22 protein-coding genes and 1 other annotated feature are annotated in these 17,116 nt (G+C 40.2%); of the genes, 14 read left to right on the forward strand and 8 right to left on the reverse strand.

What is annotated here, in order from left to right:
• The first annotated feature begins 519 nt into the window (after window positions 1-519).
• From BW961_RS02805 to BW961_RS30275, 6 genes are all read left to right on the forward strand, one after another.
• The gene (locus BW961_RS02805; protein WP_068592861.1) at window positions 520-1,056 is read left to right on the forward strand and encodes a hypothetical protein; all 537 of its coding nucleotides are present in this window, start codon (window positions 520-522) and stop codon (window positions 1,054-1,056) included.
• Between the two features lie 100 nt (window positions 1,057-1,156).
• Window positions 1,157-1,408 carry a hypothetical protein gene (locus BW961_RS02810; protein ID WP_068592737.1) on the forward strand — a complete coding sequence of 84 codons (252 nt, stop codon included), beginning with the start codon at window positions 1,157-1,159 and terminating at the stop codon, window positions 1,406-1,408.
• Between the two features lie 180 nt (window positions 1,409-1,588).
• Window positions 1,589-1,771: a hypothetical protein gene (locus BW961_RS02815; protein WP_068592739.1), complete on the forward strand. Its 183-nt coding sequence runs from the start codon at window positions 1,589-1,591 to the stop codon at window positions 1,769-1,771.
• Window positions 1,772-1,793: 22 nt separating this feature from the next.
• Entirely contained in the window at window positions 1,794-2,060 is a 267-nt protein-coding gene (locus tag BW961_RS02820) for a hypothetical protein (protein ID WP_068592742.1), read from the forward strand.
• A gap of 10 nt (window positions 2,061-2,070) precedes the next feature.
• Window positions 2,071-2,217, forward strand: a complete 147-nt coding sequence (locus BW961_RS30270) for a hypothetical protein (RefSeq protein WP_156510185.1) — start codon at window positions 2,071-2,073, stop codon at window positions 2,215-2,217.
• A gap of 1,153 nt (window positions 2,218-3,370) precedes the next feature.
• On the forward strand, window positions 3,371-3,544 hold the full coding sequence (locus BW961_RS30275; RefSeq protein ID WP_212568129.1) for a hypothetical protein: 174 nt from the start codon (window positions 3,371-3,373) through the stop codon (window positions 3,542-3,544).
• Window positions 3,545-3,559: 15 nt separating this feature from the next.
• Here the strand turns inward: BW961_RS30275 and BW961_RS02825 are convergent, their stop codons facing one another.
• The gene (locus tag BW961_RS02825; RefSeq protein WP_068592743.1) at window positions 3,560-4,318 is read right to left on the reverse strand and encodes an SDR family NAD(P)-dependent oxidoreductase; all 759 of its coding nucleotides are present in this window, start codon (window positions 4,316-4,318) and stop codon (window positions 3,560-3,562) included.
• 137 nt (window positions 4,319-4,455) lie between these two features.
• Here BW961_RS02825 and BW961_RS02830 point away from each other — a divergent pair, with 137 nt between their 5' ends.
• The 4 genes from BW961_RS02830 to BW961_RS02850 all read left to right on the forward strand — a co-directional run bounded on the left by BW961_RS02830 (window position 4,456) and on the right by BW961_RS02850 (window position 7,024).
• Complete coding sequence (locus BW961_RS02830) at window positions 4,456-4,827, forward strand: MerR family transcriptional regulator (protein WP_068535315.1); 372 nt, start codon at window positions 4,456-4,458, stop codon at window positions 4,825-4,827.
• A 455-nt stretch (window positions 4,828-5,282) separates the two neighbouring features.
• Entirely contained in the window at window positions 5,283-5,822 is a 540-nt protein-coding gene (locus BW961_RS02840) for a hypothetical protein (RefSeq protein WP_068592745.1), read from the forward strand.
• Between the two features lie 72 nt (window positions 5,823-5,894).
• A complete protein-coding gene (locus BW961_RS02845) occupies window positions 5,895-6,080 on the forward strand; it encodes a hypothetical protein (protein WP_068592747.1) in 186 nt (61 codons plus the stop codon).
• Window positions 6,081-6,673: 593 nt separating this feature from the next.
• Window positions 6,674-7,024 (forward strand): hypothetical protein, encoded by a 351-nt coding sequence (locus BW961_RS02850; RefSeq protein WP_068592749.1) that lies wholly within the window; start codon window positions 6,674-6,676, stop codon window positions 7,022-7,024.
• A 238-nt stretch (window positions 7,025-7,262) separates the two neighbouring features.
• Here the strand turns inward: BW961_RS02850 and BW961_RS02855 are convergent, their stop codons facing one another.
• The 3 genes from BW961_RS02855 to BW961_RS02865 form a co-directional block, all read right to left on the reverse strand.
• On the reverse strand, window positions 7,263-7,889 hold the full coding sequence (locus BW961_RS02855) for an FMN-dependent NADH-azoreductase (RefSeq protein ID WP_068592751.1): 627 nt from the start codon (window positions 7,887-7,889) through the stop codon (window positions 7,263-7,265).
• Window positions 7,890-8,006: 117 nt separating this feature from the next.
• Window positions 8,007-8,591 (reverse strand): DUF3238 domain-containing protein, encoded by a 585-nt coding sequence (locus BW961_RS02860; protein ID WP_068592753.1) that lies wholly within the window; start codon window positions 8,589-8,591, stop codon window positions 8,007-8,009.
• A 94-nt stretch (window positions 8,592-8,685) separates the two neighbouring features.
• Window positions 8,686-9,270, reverse strand: a complete 585-nt coding sequence (locus BW961_RS02865) for a DUF3238 domain-containing protein (RefSeq protein ID WP_068592755.1) — start codon at window positions 9,268-9,270, stop codon at window positions 8,686-8,688.
• 154 nt (window positions 9,271-9,424) lie between these two features.
• Between BW961_RS02865 and BW961_RS02870 the strand changes: the two genes are divergently transcribed.
• Window positions 9,425-9,898 (forward strand): MarR family winged helix-turn-helix transcriptional regulator, encoded by a 474-nt coding sequence (locus BW961_RS02870; RefSeq protein ID WP_068592757.1) that lies wholly within the window; start codon window positions 9,425-9,427, stop codon window positions 9,896-9,898.
• 217 nt (window positions 9,899-10,115) lie between these two features.
• On the opposite strand, the gene BW961_RS02875 is transcribed toward BW961_RS02870, so the two are convergent.
• Entirely contained in the window at window positions 10,116-10,847 is a 732-nt protein-coding gene (locus BW961_RS02875; protein WP_068592759.1) for a phytanoyl-CoA dioxygenase family protein, read from the reverse strand.
• Window positions 10,848-11,003: 156 nt separating this feature from the next.
• Here BW961_RS02875 and BW961_RS02880 point away from each other — a divergent pair, with 156 nt between their 5' ends.
• Window positions 11,004-11,870, forward strand: a complete 867-nt coding sequence (locus tag BW961_RS02880; protein ID WP_082867736.1) for a helix-turn-helix domain-containing protein — start codon at window positions 11,004-11,006, stop codon at window positions 11,868-11,870.
• Window positions 11,871-12,024: 154 nt separating this feature from the next.
• Here the strand turns inward: BW961_RS02880 and BW961_RS02885 are convergent, their stop codons facing one another.
• The 3 genes from BW961_RS02885 to BW961_RS02895 form a co-directional block, all read right to left on the reverse strand.
• Window positions 12,025-13,107 carry a bifunctional 3-deoxy-7-phosphoheptulonate synthase/chorismate mutase gene (locus BW961_RS02885; protein ID WP_068592761.1) on the reverse strand — a complete coding sequence of 361 codons (1,083 nt, stop codon included), beginning with the start codon at window positions 13,105-13,107 and terminating at the stop codon, window positions 12,025-12,027.
• A 57-nt stretch (window positions 13,108-13,164) separates the two neighbouring features.
• Window positions 13,165-13,401 (reverse strand) — a binding site (T-box leader).
• 403 nt (window positions 13,402-13,804) lie between these two features.
• The gene (locus tag BW961_RS02890) at window positions 13,805-14,383 is read right to left on the reverse strand and encodes an LOG family protein (protein ID WP_068592763.1); all 579 of its coding nucleotides are present in this window, start codon (window positions 14,381-14,383) and stop codon (window positions 13,805-13,807) included.
• Between the two features lie 160 nt (window positions 14,384-14,543).
• Window positions 14,544-15,380, reverse strand: a complete 837-nt coding sequence (locus BW961_RS02895; protein WP_068592765.1) for an alpha/beta hydrolase family protein — start codon at window positions 15,378-15,380, stop codon at window positions 14,544-14,546.
• Window positions 15,381-15,618: 238 nt separating this feature from the next.
• On the opposite strand from BW961_RS02895, the gene BW961_RS02900 reads away from it, so the two are divergent.
• The gene (locus BW961_RS02900) at window positions 15,619-16,446 is read left to right on the forward strand and encodes a L,D-transpeptidase family protein (RefSeq protein WP_244555854.1); all 828 of its coding nucleotides are present in this window, start codon (window positions 15,619-15,621) and stop codon (window positions 16,444-16,446) included.
• A 173-nt stretch (window positions 16,447-16,619) separates the two neighbouring features.
• The gene (locus BW961_RS02905) at window positions 16,620-17,114 is read left to right on the forward strand and encodes a GNAT family N-acetyltransferase (RefSeq protein WP_068592769.1); all 495 of its coding nucleotides are present in this window, start codon (window positions 16,620-16,622) and stop codon (window positions 17,112-17,114) included.
• Window positions 17,115-17,116 lie beyond the last annotated feature (2 nt).

Here is a 17,116-nt window from a genome sequence, read left to right on the forward strand (position 1 = left end):
GGTTAAAATAACAAATGATTCAATTTATGGTAATATAGCAATGATGAAATGGAGGGAATTTCAATAATAATTAAACCAGCTAAAAAACGTAATCTTATCTTTCTGACTTTGGAAATCATCACAGCACTGTTTGTTATTTTCTATCTATATTTTTCATTTAAAGGTGATTTTGAGATTAATTTTGTTGTTTTCTTTCTTTTAATATCCTTATTCTCATTAATAAGAACGTTTGAAACAAGAGCCAAAAGCAATTTGATAGTCTTTTTGATATATTTAGTAGCGGCGATTATCATTTTCTTAATTGGGACAGCTTCTTGAATTTTCTCTCCAATGTAAGCATTTATTGTTGATAGGTTGTTAAGCTAACGGGACACGTTAGTTGAACAAATAAGGAGTAGCTTGTAGTGGCAGCTACTCCCTTTCTTTGTTATGCTAACAGGCAGATTTGTTTAATAAAACAATCGCAGGTGATATTATTTTATTTAGCAGTTTATCCATGAATTGGTGGGATGTATGGTGATGGAATTACTTTATCATTATTTTGATGAATCAACAGGTCCATTTGTTAATTTATCTGATCTTGAAATCCATGAGGCAGAACAAGTCCTCAGCGATATTCGGTTTAAAAATAAGGGATTTGCAAGTAAACGTTCTTTAGAGTATCTTCAAATTCGACGTGGTCTCGAATTAAAGGCAAGAAATTTATTTATTTCGAAAGGTGGTAAACCTATTCGAAGGCTTCCGCATTACATGACTTTTGGGAAATGCCCTTGGCTTTTGGATTGGTATCCAATAGGTAGAGAAATTGAAATTCCAATTAATGAATTCGAAACGCATACCTTAAGTTTTACTTATGGTGACTTATTTCCTACTATGCGATATCAGGATGAAAAGCCATATCGTAACCAAGTCTATACTTTGAATGAAATATATGAAGTTATAAAGGAATATGGATTACCACAAGAATGGAACTCTGATGGCATTAAGGGGCCGGAACGATATATAGAAGTACAAATTTGGGACGATAAGCCCTTAAGGAAATGGAGAAATACTTAGTTAATTGTTCAACTAACGGGCAAGATAGTTCGATGGCTGTCTTGAATAGTTGGAGAGGATATAGCAAATTTCAGAAATGTAATAGAAGGGGAACAAGGTAATGGAGATTAACACAAAGGTAGAAAGAAAGACGATGCATGGTGGTCGGTGGGTTACGCACCTTGTTTCAATCATGATCTTGATCGTGATCTTATGGACGGTTACAGTTTCTGATTCACTTAACGTGAACGCAGCTGCATCAAGCGCAAATGTGGTCAACGGAAGCATCATTCAGCATCCTTACTTAACTATTCAGGTCCTAAAGCAAAAAAAGCCGATAGCTATTCGACCAGGAATGACCAAACAACAGTAGACCAACTTCTGGGTAAGCCCATGGAAATTGAAAGCTCCAGTTTCAAGGGCTATAGCTACAGCAGCACTTCCACGTTATTTGTCGGCTATCTCAACGAAAAAGTAGCCTCCATATTATACTACGGGTTACGAATCATTAATAAATGGCCAATTTAAGTTTGGAACCCCTTGGAAGAAAGTCTTGGCGAAGCTCGGCCAACCTTCCGAAGTGAAAGAGCACACTTATAATTATATGTTTCAACTCACGAACGGAAAACTCAAACAGATTTATGGTACGGCTATTCAAGAAGTGAAGGGTAGTACGGACGTCTATACGTTAAGATTTGGCATCAGCACGTCAGGTAATCAAAAGCAGATCTGTTGAACAGGCAGCTTTTACTCAAGCCATGGAAGACCGATATACGAAGCTTGATCCGACCAAACCAACCTTTACTGTGGAAGAGATCATTGGAATTAGTAACGAAGAAGATATGCCAATTTCACTGGGGATGCGTCGTGAAACAGTAGAAGCAACGAACGGTAAGGCTGATGGACATCGTTCCTATTCTATGGTTGTCATGGACACATACGTAGCAGTATACGTATACTATCGCGAAGATATCGTAGCAGCGATTCTTGTTGATCCTTCTCCTGTAGTGCAAACCAATCAATAAAGTGCTTGGGATGCCAACAAGCCGAAAAGAAGTGCTTCGTAACTATGGAGAACCCACATACAACGGCCAAAGTAGCCTAGATTACGATTTTGAAGCTGAGATTGGGCGATTGGCTGATACACTGCGTGTAGCTTCAGGACAAGCGCAAAACGGATAGTGGTTGCAACATCACAGGTTTTTAGTAATTTGGTTACTAACACTATTTATGCCCTACCAACTTCGGTTCGTAGGGCTTTTTTTTATTTAGTGCTAACCTCATTATAATCTCCTCTTAAGGTTAATCACTTATTATAAATTTACCTCTTATTTTCATGATGAATATGGTAAGGCCCCGCAGGATAATCCCTGGCGGGGCCTTAGTGTGTTAACGAATAATATTTATAACCCTCGAAACATGTTCGACCTCTGCAAAAGGCACCCACGTAGGACCTTCTTTCGTTCTGATCTTGGCACCGCTAGAGGCTGTGAATGCTTCTGCCACTCCGGTTATTATTTCTCCATTATGGAGCTTACAGCGACTTTCTGATTACTTGCTACAGCTAAACGCAATTCACCCTTCAGATTCATCTAATCCCTCCGCATGTGTATTAGATATCTTATTCTTCATCTGTTTGAAAAGCCTTCTCAGGATATTTTAGCTTCAAAGCTGTAGGATTTTTTTTAATCCGAAAGCATCGTCCAAATACCCCGCAAACCTTAATTGGTCGGCGGGGTATTTTATGTTTGTGATTAAGCTAACGGGCAGGAATGTTTAAGATCAATCGAGGTGAACCCTATCATAAATAGAGTGAAATTTTTATAAAAGATGGGGCTGTCCCTAAGATCTGGTGTCCGTATCTATCGAAAGTAGAAGGGAATCTGCGGCGGACTTGTATACCACAGAAGTAACGGTAAAGAAGTATTTGACAGCGGTATTTCGGAAGTTGAATGTCAGGAATCTAAAGTAACTGGTTAACAGTTACTTGAAAAACATAATATATGATTATAATCAGACAGGTTTTCTCTGAGGGAGAGAGCTTGTCTTCTTTTCTGTGAGAAAGTCATATTTCTTCGTGATAACTTTGTTAATTAAAAAATAGGGAATTTGGCGATTCTCAAGGCTAATGTACAATAGAATGCCCGGGCTTCGAGATTTCTCGAAGTCAATTATAATAACTTTAGAAGTTGAAAATACTGCCCGATATCAAATTTGTGTGCAACATTGAATGATAGCTCCGAAGCATTGATTTTACCTGGTGGGAATACATAGACAGAAGTCATTCACCAACCTAACTAAAAAATCGCTGAGCGGTATCCAGAGGAAGAGGTGAATGGACTTGATGAAAAAAATGCCGCAACTGATTACGATATGTCAGGAAAATAGGGGGAGATTCGGTGACTTGATCTTGTTAAGCATGATCAGATTGGTTGGTGAACGCCCTACAGACCATATCATTGTCTATGCATGGCCATCCGTTGAAGGATGGCCATGTTTCATAACTTGACATTACGAGATGAGCCTATCGCGTGCTCGCAACATAATTATAAATTGTATCTCTCAACTCGAACTCGTACGTCAAAGCATTAACAATCCCCACAACGCGATTGTTGTCATACAGTTCAAGCATGAATCCAGCCATCTCCTTCGCGGTATGGAACTTCGGCACAGTCCCGTGATATTCGAATTCGGTGACATCGAAAGAATGCTTCGCGAATTCTGTTTCTGTTGCGGCAGGTGCTAACACTTTAGCCTGCATAAGTGCACCTTGACTGTTCAACTCATGAGAGAGTCCTTCAGTGAAGGCACTCACATAGAACTTAGTTGCGCAGTACGTTATGGCATTTCCTACAATCGTATAGCCGCCACCGGATGAAACGTTGATTAATTGTGTTCCTTCAACATTGGAGTAGTCACGAACGAAGAGAGAGGAAAGTATCGTCAACGATTCAATGTTCAGATGCAGCATTGCAGATATTTTATCTAAATCTTGCTGGGCCACTGAAGCAAAATTGCCAAATCCCGCATTGTTGATCCAAGTTTCGATTTGGAACCCTTGTAGACCTTCATACAGCTTATAAGCATTCTCGGAAACGGATAAGTCAGTCGCTCGAATGACGACATCTACATCAGGGTAGATACGAGTGATTTCAGACTTTAATTCCTCCAGCTGTTCCTTTCTGCGGGCTACAACAATTAAGTTTTTGCCGCGAGCTGCAAAAGCTAGAGCAGATTCATAACCTATACCTGAACTGGCTCCTGTAACTACAGTATATTTCATGTGACTTCCTCCCGTTTTCTACAAGAATGTATGGTGAACCAACAACGATTTAATCATACAGCTTAGAGTTTACTCTAAGTCAAATGTTTTTTATAATTAGGGGGACTCTTAAAATTAACATAGATTCGGGGGCTTGTATGTATACTATCAGCGATATAGCCAAATTATTGGGGATAACCGCACATACACTGAGATATTATGAAAAGGAAGGGATCATTGCTCCGATACGTAATCCGAGTGGAGAAAGAGTATATGATGACTCAAATCTTGCCTGGCTGCGATTTGTGATGAGGTTGAAACAAACCCAAATGCCGATCTCACAAATCAGAGAATATGCACATTTATATTTAGAAGGAGAGCATACGACCCAAGCCCGCTTGAACCTTCTCGAAGATCATAGAAACTCTGTTCAGAGTCAAATCAGAAACTTAACAGCCACAGAGAAGGTGCTGAAAGACAAAATTGCAGCCTACAAAAACTCCATTACTAAAGAGACAGGCGTTCGCTAAGCAGACGACACAAAAAGTGATCCAAGTAATCTTGATGCATTCGATGTGATGCAGAACACCGGTGAGGAACGGATGTTGAATTAGTTTTATCAAGATTACTTGATGTTCTAAATGCAGGTGGACATCTACTAATCGTAGATTTTAATGAAAATGATAAAGTAGTTTCAGATATCGTTCATAACGGATTTAATCAAGTAAAGCTAACCGACATTATGACTAAAATAGGATACAGAAATATTCATGGGACAAGATGCATCGATGTTTATTCTTGATGCTCAAAAATAAACTTTTAGGCGGAAATTAGACCTTTCTTCGGGGAGATCTTTTACGCACAGGGCCCCGAGAATCGGCGTTGGTGCAGCAAAGAGGACTTATGCCCATCCTGCATTCGCACAAGCAGGCAGCCCGCCCCTGGCGTACAATGAACTATAACCAGTGAGACGAGGTGAACTTCCATGGCACAATCCAAAGAGGTGTTCGCACGGGCCAAGCAGCTGCAGGGTCGACCGGTATGCATTACTCTGCACAGCGGAAAGACCTACATCGGCTACATTACCGATGTCAACAGCAGCGTCTTGACGCTGGCCAGCGCCGGAGCTCAGCCGAGCTCCTCATCCGGGAAGCCAGGCTCCCGGCGGCCTATGCAGGACAGGGCCGGCTCCCATGCCTCGGGCAGCCGTCGAAGTGGCTCGCGCAAGCCATCCGTCCGTTCTCGATCGCACAAGTCTTCGGTCCGTTCCCGCTCCCGTAAGCCAGATGCCCAGGTATCGGCCTTTCTACCGATGATAGGCTCGTTGTTCGGGGGATCAGGCGGCATCGGAGGGCTTGGCGGCGCGTTGGGCGGCGGCATACGGCTGTTCGGCATGATCCAACGGTTTGTCCCGGTCTTTAAGATGGGGCACGGCATGATCAAGTCTATCCGCCCATTTTTCGGCGCCGTTCAAGGCTTGATGACGCCATCCGGAGCAGCGGCCGCGAAAGACGAATCGCCGTAACCGCAAGAGGAATAGCCCTTTTGGACGGTCCAAGGGGGCTATTCGTTATCGGCGGGGAGCCGCCTATACCATATGGTTGAAAACGAATATTTAACGTTTTGGGAAGAAGCGGACAGCCTCCTTGTATGGGAAAACTATGCGAAGGCCTCTGAACAAATTCGAACAAACGACCTGCGGGAAAAGGAGGAAATTGATCTCTTGAAAGACGCTTGCCAGCCGGTTAGTTGCGGTGGGGGAAGAGGAGAAGGGGGAGCGTAATAGTAGTGATTAATGGAAGAATACATCGCTATGTAGTGGTAAACCTTGGGGATGTATTTTTTTATGCCCTCAAGGGCGTCGTCTTCTCAATGGATGGCGAAGCGACCAGGCTACGTGGGATCGCGGAGCTCAAGTGCTAGTAGGGGAAAATCCTGATGGTCATTGACGAGATGCTGTCTTCCACATGCTATTGCTATTGCTGCATGGCTTTGCCCCGATATCAAGTTTCGCTCGTCAGAGTGTTGACGCTTAAGGAACAGGGATCCTCAGATCGGAATTTTTTGTATCAGTTCATTGCTACCGCAACAAAGAATGGTTTTCTGACGGTTATCAGCAATTCAGCTCCGTAAGGCAACCAATTTTATTATTGTGACTAACGAGTTTCAATAGAATAGTTCAGTAACAACGCACAGGCTGCGGACAAGTAGAAACGGCAGCCTTCATTGCGCTTGCATGAAGAATGCATTTACTTCCATAATCTGTGGTGCGGCGCTTGCGCTGCATGCATGGCTAACGGGCAGGTTACGGCAACATAATGCAATTAGGATTCGTCTGATAATACTGAATCCAAAAGAACGGGGTGCATAATCTTCTTGAAGAAAAGACTCATTATATTTTTATTATTTGTCCTGTCCATTGGCATATTATCATCATGTACTGATATTAAAAAACCAGAAGCATCAGATAGTCAATTATTGAAGATTATAATTTTTCAGGGATTAAATTACTGGGTAACTGATGAAAAAGTCGATGACCAAGGCATTGAACAAAAAGTTGGAGAAGTAAAGTCTTACTCAAATAAAAGTGGCGAGCACTATGTTGTAGACGCTTTCTCAAACGCATATCAGATCGGCACTGAACTTTATAAAATCAAAGATTACGACGTGAAAGAGGCTATTGCAGTAAAAACTGAGGATACATATCTTAAAGCAGTTAGACGGTGAGATTAAGCTAACGGGTAACGTTAGCTTAATGAAGGACTCTATACAAACAAAGAAGGAGCTGCCGCGGCAGCTCCTTCTTCCATCTTCACAAAATAATGGTTTTTATACAGATGTCTAAGAGGAAAGTAAATACAGTTTTAAGGTTAAAATAAAGCGCTTATTTTACTAAACAGATTTGGATGATTTTTAAGCCGAAGGATCTATTTTACACCTTATTGGGGTAGTAGATATAAGTGAATTAGAACGTACTTGCTACTTTAACAGCCTTTTCAAGCCCTGCGGCAATAATCTCTTCTGCCTTATCAGGGAATTGGTTGTGTCCTTCAATCACAACTGTCTCCATATCTTTTACACCGAAGAAGTTCATCATACTTGCTACATATTTAACAGCCATTTCTACTTCAGCTTTTGGTCCTTCAGAATATACACCGCCACTTGCGTTTAATAATAATATTTTTTTATTTCCAATAAGACCTACTGGACCTTCTGGCGTATATTTAAATGTTTTGCCCGCGCGGTTTAAGTAATCAATATATGTGTGTAGTACAGCTGGGATTGTTAAATTCCATAAAGGGAAACCAAATACAACTTTATCAGCTGCAAGGAATGGATCTAAATATTTATCAGCAACAGCTACTGCTTTTGCTTCTTCTGCTGTTAATTCAAATCCTCTACTAGACTTAAATGTACCATTAATCATATCTACTCCTACGTATGGCAATTCCTCATTGTATAAATCCAGCTCTAGCACTGTATCATTTGGATGTGATTCTTTATAGCTCGCTAAAAAAGTTTCATATAATTTCACGCTAACCGATTGTTCGGCTGGACGATTGTTGGCTTTTACAAATAAAACTGTTGTCATTTTCTGTTCCCCCATGTAGTCATATATTCTGCAAAATTGTCTTGATTCATACACGAACCATAGGCAATTACATACTCATATTTCTTTTTTTGATGACATTATGTCGACACATTGATTTTACAATATTTTTTTAAAACGATATTCCATTTCTCCAGCCATAGCTTCAGGAGTATCACCAGTTTCTCTGAAATCATGTGTATAAATTTGTTCAAACGGCCCAAAGTTTACTTGCTTATAAAATTCAAAACAAGGGAATCCATCATGTGTACCTTGAATATCAACAATACCATTTTTTTGGACATGTACTATTAATAGGTAGTCAACAGGAGGTGCATATACATTTAATGGATTGCTAGCACTTGCATTCATTTGAAACTTGACGTCATCAGAACCCCATACAATATCAGTACACAAAATACCTTCTGTACTAGCTTTTCCTGTTTTCTGATTAACAGAACCATCTGGAGTTGTGACTCTTTCTGTTGTTATGCCAGTATTTGCATATGTGAAAATTTCCTTTTTGTAAAAATCTACAACTACTTCTTGTTCAAATCTGGAGCGCATAGCGTTGACAGCATATGGTGTAAACTCACGTGAGTCACCTTCAAATTGGATTACGTTTCCTGTTTGCACATCCTTCTTAGCCTCTGTCCAAGACATTGGAATAAATACACTTGCTCTAACTTTAACGATATTAGTCATGAGACACACCTCTATTGTTCTTAAATTTATTTTGGGTAATAATATCGACTCATAGAGCAAAATAGGTTGCAATTTCTTTCATTAATATTTATATCTAAATCTTCGCTTTAAAACTGTATTCCATTTCTCCAGCTAGTGCTGCAGGGGTGTCATCAGTTTTTCTGAAATCATGTGTATATATTAATTCAAATGGACCAAAATCTGTTTGCTTATAAAATTCATAGCAAGGGAACCCATCATGAGAGCCTTCAATATACGCAACACCACTTTTATTAACACGTATCGTTAATAAATAATCAGCTGCAGGTGCTGCTGTATTTAAAGGATTGCTAGCACTTGCCCTCATTTCAAAAGAAACGTCATCAGCTCCCCACACAACATTTTCACATACAATATTTTCTGTACTTGTTTTTCCCTCTTTAAAATCAATTACACCGTCTAAATTTGTGATTTTAACAGTTACCATACAAGCGTTAGCGTATGTGAAAATTTCTCTTTTATAAAAATCAATAATCACTTCTTGCTCTAATCTTGACCTCATTGTGTTTACAGCGTGTGGTGTAAATTCGCGTGCATCACCCGTATATTCGAAGATCTTTCCTGTTGTAGGATCTTTAATAGGTTCCAACCAAGCATATGGTGCAAATACACTTCCTCTAATTTTAACGATATTAGCCATGAATAACCTCCATAATTTATTGATTTTTATTTCAGTGAATCCTATTTCTTGTACTATGTTGAGTATAGTCAATTTGATTGACTATACTCAACATAGTACAATGGGGACTTGAATAAAGTCAACTTAATTGACTTTATCTAAGGAGGTTATATGTATGAATCATCAAATATTTAATGAATTGGATTTCACATCACTTTTGTCATTTTCCTATAATGCATTGATTGATGAACTACATGGCAGATTGAGCGAATTAGGGTTTGGAGATATTAGACCTGCACATGGCTTTATGTTTAAATATTTGGCTACTAGTGGAGCAACAGGTATAGAACTAGCAGAGTATTTAGGCATTACAAAGCAGGCTGTAAGTAAAATGGTGGATTATCTTGAGAAAAGTGGTTATGTAATACGTCAGAATCATCCCACTGATAAGAGGGGAAAAATTATTATTTTGACCGAACGAGGTTGGTTGGTAGTGAAAGCCAAAGAGAAGATACTAACTGAGATTGAGGGACGCTGGATTGAAGACATAGGTATCGAACGAATGCAAATGCTCAAAGAAGATTTAACAAAATTAGTGTATAAAGCAAATGAAGGAAAATTATCATCCAGGTCAAGACCTGTTTGGTAAATATATAGTCTATGAACGTAATCAACTAAAGTACCTATTTATAACTTAAACATTAAGGCCCAGGTCTTTACCTGGGCCTTAATGTTTAAGTAAACTAACTAAACGGGGTAAACACTTACATGGCTTTTTACATTAATGAATCAAAAACTCATGACTTCCGTCCATACCCCGTAAAGCTTCAAACAGCTTTAATTCCATCCTACGCTTTGCCTACGTTTTATTCGTTTACAAACGAGCTGCCAGCAATGTTTTTACCGCGTGCAAGCCAGATCTTGAAGTTTGGATTTTTGTCGGGAATAACTTTCGCTTCTGTAGAAAAATATCTCATTGTATAACCGCACCGACGATACGGACTTGTATTTGCTGCGGCGCCGTGTATAATACGTGAGTCGTGTAGCGAACATTCGCCTGGTTCAAGATCGAAGTACACTGATTTGGAATCGTCGATATTTTTAATCTGGGTACTAAAAATATTGCTGTCCTCGCTCACCTTTTCGTATTCCGAAAAACCGTCTTTGTGGGTCCCCGGGATGACTCGCATACATCCGTTTTCTTTATTGCTTCCGTCAATCGCAAGCCAAACCGTAACGATTTTATCGAATCTATCCAATCTGCCTTTCCAATAAGCTGAATCTTCATGCCAAGGGGTTTGCTTGCCTACATAAGGTTCCTTAGCAATGAAGTGGCTTGACCACAAACCAATATTCGGACCGATTAACGGCTCTACTAAGTCAAGAACTTTATCGCTAAGCAGAAACTTCAGAAGCCTCTCGTCGCGAAAATGCGGCGTATCGAGCTCACTGTTCAGTTTCTTGCCTACCGCTACCCATTGTTCTTCGAAAATGTTCGATAATTCCTGCATTTCTTCAGGATTAAATAATTGATTCTTGTACAGCAGATAACCATTTTCCTCGTAATGTTTTACTTCTTCTTGTATAATGTGTGCCATTGATACCATATCCCTTCTGACATTGTCAGTGATGTTTATCATTGGTCTATCATAACCATTCAACACTCATCAGGACTACGCTTAGTATCGGCAAAAGTATGCATATTTTCGGATGTTAAGTTAAAGTATCAATTAAACAGGAAAGGAGCAATCATCTTGAATACGAATTTAACTCCGGAACGATTGATGAATGAGAATTATTTGACGGTCTCATCCCCGTTTCGAATATTTCAGCATACGATTACTCGAGATATTGATACACATTGGCATGAATTTTTCGAAATTGCGTTCGTCGTTTCCGGTACAGGCATGCATTGGTTAAATGGCGAGAAGATGTCTTTACAGCGAGGCATGATGTTTCTGCTTACACCTGCTGATTTTCACAAAATTATCCCGGATCCCGGTGAAACGATCTGTTTATATGATCTTATTTTTGAAGAGCGATTTATTAGGTACGAAGTGCATGAAATGATCTTTCGCGGAGAAACGCAGTATATGCATATTTTCCCTGATGAGATTTCAAGCCAAATCGATAGAGAGTGCAATAGAATTTGGGAGGAATCAGTTCAGACGGACTTCGGAGCAGAAATAGTCATTCAAGGTACATTAGAGAGAATGATCATTGACCTTATCCGAGTGTGCAGCAAACGCTCAAGTGCAGGCGACGTATTACGCCACGATTCCATGCAAGTGAACCCTTCTATTCGAAAGGCGCTTGTTTATATGCACCATCACTTCAGGGAACAGCTAACTTTGCATGAAGTAGCGGCTCATGCAGTTCTTTCCGTCAATTATTTTAGTGAATGTTTTCATCAACAAACTGGCATATCATACCAGATTTATCTACAGAAGCTTAGACTCCAATTCACCAGCTCACTTCTTCGTTCTACCCACCTAACGGTAACCGAGGTATGCCATGCATCGGGCTTTAACACAGTGCCTCACTTTGAACGGGCGTTCAAGCAACGATACGGTTGTACACCAAGTGCATATCGAAAAGATATCTGGCAATATAGTCAATAACAAAACAACATGATATTGTAAATGAACAAAACAATGGATAGAGATTCAGATGTATTCTGAGAACTCTATCCATTTTTACTGCGTCATTAACATATGAATTGTTTATTGGCTATATTAGATTGTCTCTTTGTCGCCATGAACAATATTCTCTGAGTTATTTCGAACGATGGAACAAACCAGATTCCAGAAGCCCACTCCAGAAGTCGTTGAATTGTGGAATGTCGAGCTGCTGATTGGCGTCAGATAGGGCCGTTTGTGGATCAGGATGAACTTCGACCATGATGCCATCGGCTCCTGCAGCAAGTGCAGCTTTGGCACACGGTAGGAAAATATCCTTACGCCCGGTAGAGTGTGTTACATCTACTAAGACAGGTAAATGAGTCTCCTGTTTCAACAAAGGTACGGCCGAAATATCTAAGGTGTTGCGTGTCGCTGTCTCATAGGTGCGAATGCCTCGTTCGATCAGCATCACTTGGGAGTTGCCGTGGTAAAGAATATATTCTGCGGCATGAATGAATTCATCAAGGGTTGCGGCGAGTCCACGTTTGAGTAGAACGGGAATTCTGGCTTCTCCAGCGGCTTTTAACAGTTCGAAATTCTGCATGTTACGCGCACCAATCTGGATGACATCAATGGTCTCAGCTGCGATCTCCATATGTGCAGGGTGGACAATTTCGCTGATAATCGAAAGCCCGAATTCATCCCCAACTTCCTTCAACATTCTTAATCCATCAATTCCAAGTCCTTGGAAATCATACGGAGATGTGCGGGGTTTGAAGGCCCCTCCACGCATGACCGTAACACCTGCCGCTTTAAGAGCCGCTGCGACAGTACGTAATTGTTCCATCGATTCAACGGAGCAGGGGCCAGCCACCATAATAGGGGAACCGTTACCGACAATCGTATTTCCTTTCAAAGGGATAACCGTATTGGATTCGTGTTGTTTACGGCTGACTAGTAACGTACGTTTATGTTCTTTCTCTTGAACACCGAGCGAAGCCTTGAAAATCTCTTTGAACAAATGTTTAACCGTACTATTGTCGAAGGGACCCTGATTGTTGGCAACAAGATGCTCCAACATTTCTTTTTCACGAATGGGATCAAATTTAGGTACACCTTGTTTTTCTTTGATTAGGCCAATCTCGTGGCTAATGCGAGCGCGATCATTCAATAACGTTAACAGTTGATGATTAACCTCTTGTAGTTCATTTCTTAATTGATCTAAATGTGTATTCATTTCTCCATAACCTCCGTTTTGTATAATCATTAATTAATAAAATAAAAAGGCTGTCTCGCAAGGGACGGAAATATATCCGCGGTACCACCCTCGTTAGACAGCCAAAATGTTTTGGTTTCTCACTTAACACGATAACGGCGTGTGCCGGACTTCCTTACTGCAACCCGGGTGCGTTCAGGAAGTCGACTCTGGAGTGAATTTCATCCGTGCAACTCCTGTCGGTCCGCTCTCAATCTGTGGCGTACCGTCCCTGTTAGGGTGCAGTGGACTACTTGTCTCCATCATGGTCTGTAAATAAGATGAATTTGTCTCATTATATGCGTGGTAAGAAAAGGAATGCAAGTGCTTAATGTGACGCGGTGACGTGTTTGACTGACATGACGTTCTCACAAGGTGACGTATGATCGAAGATGCATTCTTCAGTGTAATAATTGTTATATTCAGGCTGCTATATGAAGAAATATAATTAACATAGTAGGGTCTACTATTTGGAATGACTGAGTTTGGACCTCTATAATACTAGTTATTTTACATGTATTCCTGGGGTGTTGGAGCTATATTTAGTGGAACGGTACTCATCATTTCAGGGTTTATACTTCTTATTGTTGTAGGGATTTTTGACGAAAAAAAAAGCATCCCAGCCACCAACATGATGGAGGGGATACTTGAGATATGATATACATTTAAAGCATGGTTGTTAATTGACCTGCTTCCATTTGTTCTCACTTTCCTGTGGAACATAATTCTCCATACGTTGGATAAGTTCTATAGGATCGCTCGACACGTTAATCAAACTCAGATTTGAAGGCTTAGAGAAACCTTCTTCTACACTGTAATTAATCATATTTAATAGTGGATCAAAATAACCGCACACATTTAAAATACCGATCGGTTTGTTGTGAATTCCAATCTGTGACCAGCACAGAACCTCGAATAATTCTTCATATGTTCCGAATCCACCAGGCAAAGCTATAAATCCATCTGCTAATTTACCCATGGTGGCTTTGCGTTCGTGCATGCCTTCAACTTCAATGAATTCAGTTAATTCTTGATGCACGATTTCGCCTTTGAATAATCCCTTTGGCATGATGCCAGTCACTTCACCACCATGTGCTATAACCGTATTCGCGATTACACCCATCAGCCCCATATTGGACCCACCATAGATTAAGCGATATTTCTCTTGCGCCATATACAACCCAAGTTCAGCAGCCTTCAACTGGTAATCCGGATGGTTCCCAAGATTGGAACCTGCAAATACACATATTGCTTTCATCCTATTCACTCCAATCTATATGTAGGTGATATTAGCTCTTATTATAGTATACAGAAGAAGATCTCTTTATTTGTTAATTTATTTAGATTGCTTCTTAAGCAAGAGGATATTCAACGAGATGTGACGAATAGGTCATATACATTGTAAAAGGGATGTAACCCTAGGCATTAATCCACTGGAACATTCGATCAATAGCGAGTAGATGGGTGTCGAGTGGGAGGTGATGGTCGCCGTCTTCATATTTATGAAATTCAGCAGGTACGCCAACATCGATAAGTCTGTTATACATATGTAACCCGTGACTGAAATCGACTTGAGTATCTTTTGTGCCATGCATAATAAGTACAGGGCAATGTAGTTGTTCTACCATACCTAGAGGTGAGCGTATCTCATAGGACTCAGGTACTTTGGTAGGTGTGCCGCCAATGACGCGCTTTAACATTTTACGTAAATCAACACGTTCTTCATAGGTTTGTGCGAGATCAGATACACCACCCCAACAGATTAATTTGTGCACGTTCGATATGTTTGCTGCCGTATGTGTTGCATTGATGGACCCACGTGAGAATCCCATGATAGAAATTCGATTCTTATCTACAAAAGGAAGACCCTCCATAAGACGATAGGCAGATAGAACATCTTCTTGATCGCTCCCACCGAATTCATCACGACCTTCGCCACCCTCATTACCTCGATAGGTAGGAGCAAAGATAATATGTCCGTAATTTGAAAATTGCTCTAGCCAGTCCGTCTTGACTCGTCCGACTTTACCAATGCCGCCACGACAATAAATCAATACAGGCCATTGTTCTGATCGAAGATCCTGTTGTGTTGGAGGTACAGAGCTGGCCAATTTCGTTACTGGAAGTTCTGTGGAGTTATACGATTGACCAATTAAAGACGCTAATTCCGCTGTAGGTAGGTCATAACCATGCGGCAAGCTAAGGTATCCTTTTACCTTCAACCCATCGGATAGGTATGTGATGTGTGAAATCATAGTTATCAACTACTCCTAGATCATTTGGATTATGTGTGTCTTTCATATTAACTCATTGTCGCACATCCTATTCGTATACCCTAATCGGTTCAACTTCAGTCAAATACTTATATTTTGATTGTGATTTCTGTCGTAGGACGGACATTACAATAATATAGTAGTAAAAAGGAGGTTTTGCGCACTGTCTCATTATATTAAACGCATCGCTGCGTTTACAATTGCAATTCTTTTGCTGTGGGTGACGCCATTTGCAGAAAAAGCGAATGCCAGCTCAATCAATTCTGATTTAATTGTGGTGAATAAGAAAACCAATACATTGGCTTTCTTTAGAGATGGGAAACTGGAAAGACAATTTGCTGTTGCAACAGGGAAGAATCCCGAATTAACGCCAGAAGGGAAATTCAGGATTGCGAACAAAATCAAAAATAGACCGTACTACAAAGATAAAATCCCTGGAGGGGATCCTCGTAATCCGTTGGGGGATCGCTGGATCGGGCTCGAAGTGAATGGTACGCAGGGAACAACGTATGCTATTCACGGAAATAGCAATGAGAACTCTATTGGTAAGTACGTCAGTGCTGGATGCATCCGGATGCACAATGATGAGATTCACGAACTATTTACACAAGTGCAAGTGAATTCTTACGCCGTCATAACTTCATCTAAGTTATCATTTGAACAGATTGCTGAGAACAATGGTTATCCATTGGGACTCAAAGTGTTTGAGGGGAAAGTCGTTATTAACGGTGAGGAACGGAAATTAAATAGTCCATTTGCGATTGAAGATTCCCGCATCTTCATTCCTATGAGAGAATGTTTAGAGTTGTTGGGGGCTAAAGTGGATTGGAATAATCAGACTCAGACAACAACCATCATCATTGGTGATCGAACGATCATCCATAAGCCACTCACAGACAAAGCAACAGTTAACGGCAAAGAAATCACCATTACACCTTCACGATATCAAGGATCAACAGTCATGCTGCCACTACGGAATATACTAGATCTGTCTGGCATTCAAGTGACATGGGATAGCAAGAATAATGCCATTATTATAACGAATTAAATGTGAAATGAGGCCACGAAAGTGGCTTTTTTATTTGTGTTAAGTTTCTTATTCGTTAATGAAATGATTGAGTTAGAAGGGGAATACGTCAATTTTCACGAATGTAGATATATTAGGATGATTTGAAAAAAGTTTTTGTGAAACCTTTAATTAAAGAAAGGAGCAGAACTAAGGTGTACACACATAGAAGACTTAGTCATGACGATTTGGATACCATTTGTGAGTTTCCTCAAACGGAAGAAGAATTGTATTTTGTCAGCCCAAGATTTAAGTACCCTTTAACATCTGAACAAATCTTAGAATTATTGAAGGATAGATTTGAACCAATCGCTGTCATAGATGCTGTGGTGAATAAAGTAGTAGCTTATGCCAATTTGTATGGACATGATCCTAGTGATTGTTCGTGTTGGTTAGGTAATGTCATCGTATCCCCGGAATATAGGGGCAAAGGAGCAGCTGAATTTTTAGTCCAAATGATGATACAAGAAGCTGAAAATAAATTCGGTATCCATACCATACAGTTATCATGTCACAACACTAACTCAAGAGGATTGGCATTTTATTATAAGAATGGGTTCAAACCCTTCGATATGAAGATAAAGATGCTAGAAGGAAGAAAAGTAATCACTATACAAATGAAAACAGAGAACAGGAATACATACAGTTAGGG

Origin of the sequence: Paenibacillus macquariensis (assembly GCF_900156375.1) — a bacterium.
Taxonomy (GTDB): domain Bacteria; phylum Bacillota; class Bacilli; order Paenibacillales; family Paenibacillaceae; genus Paenibacillus_AQ; species Paenibacillus_AQ macquariensis.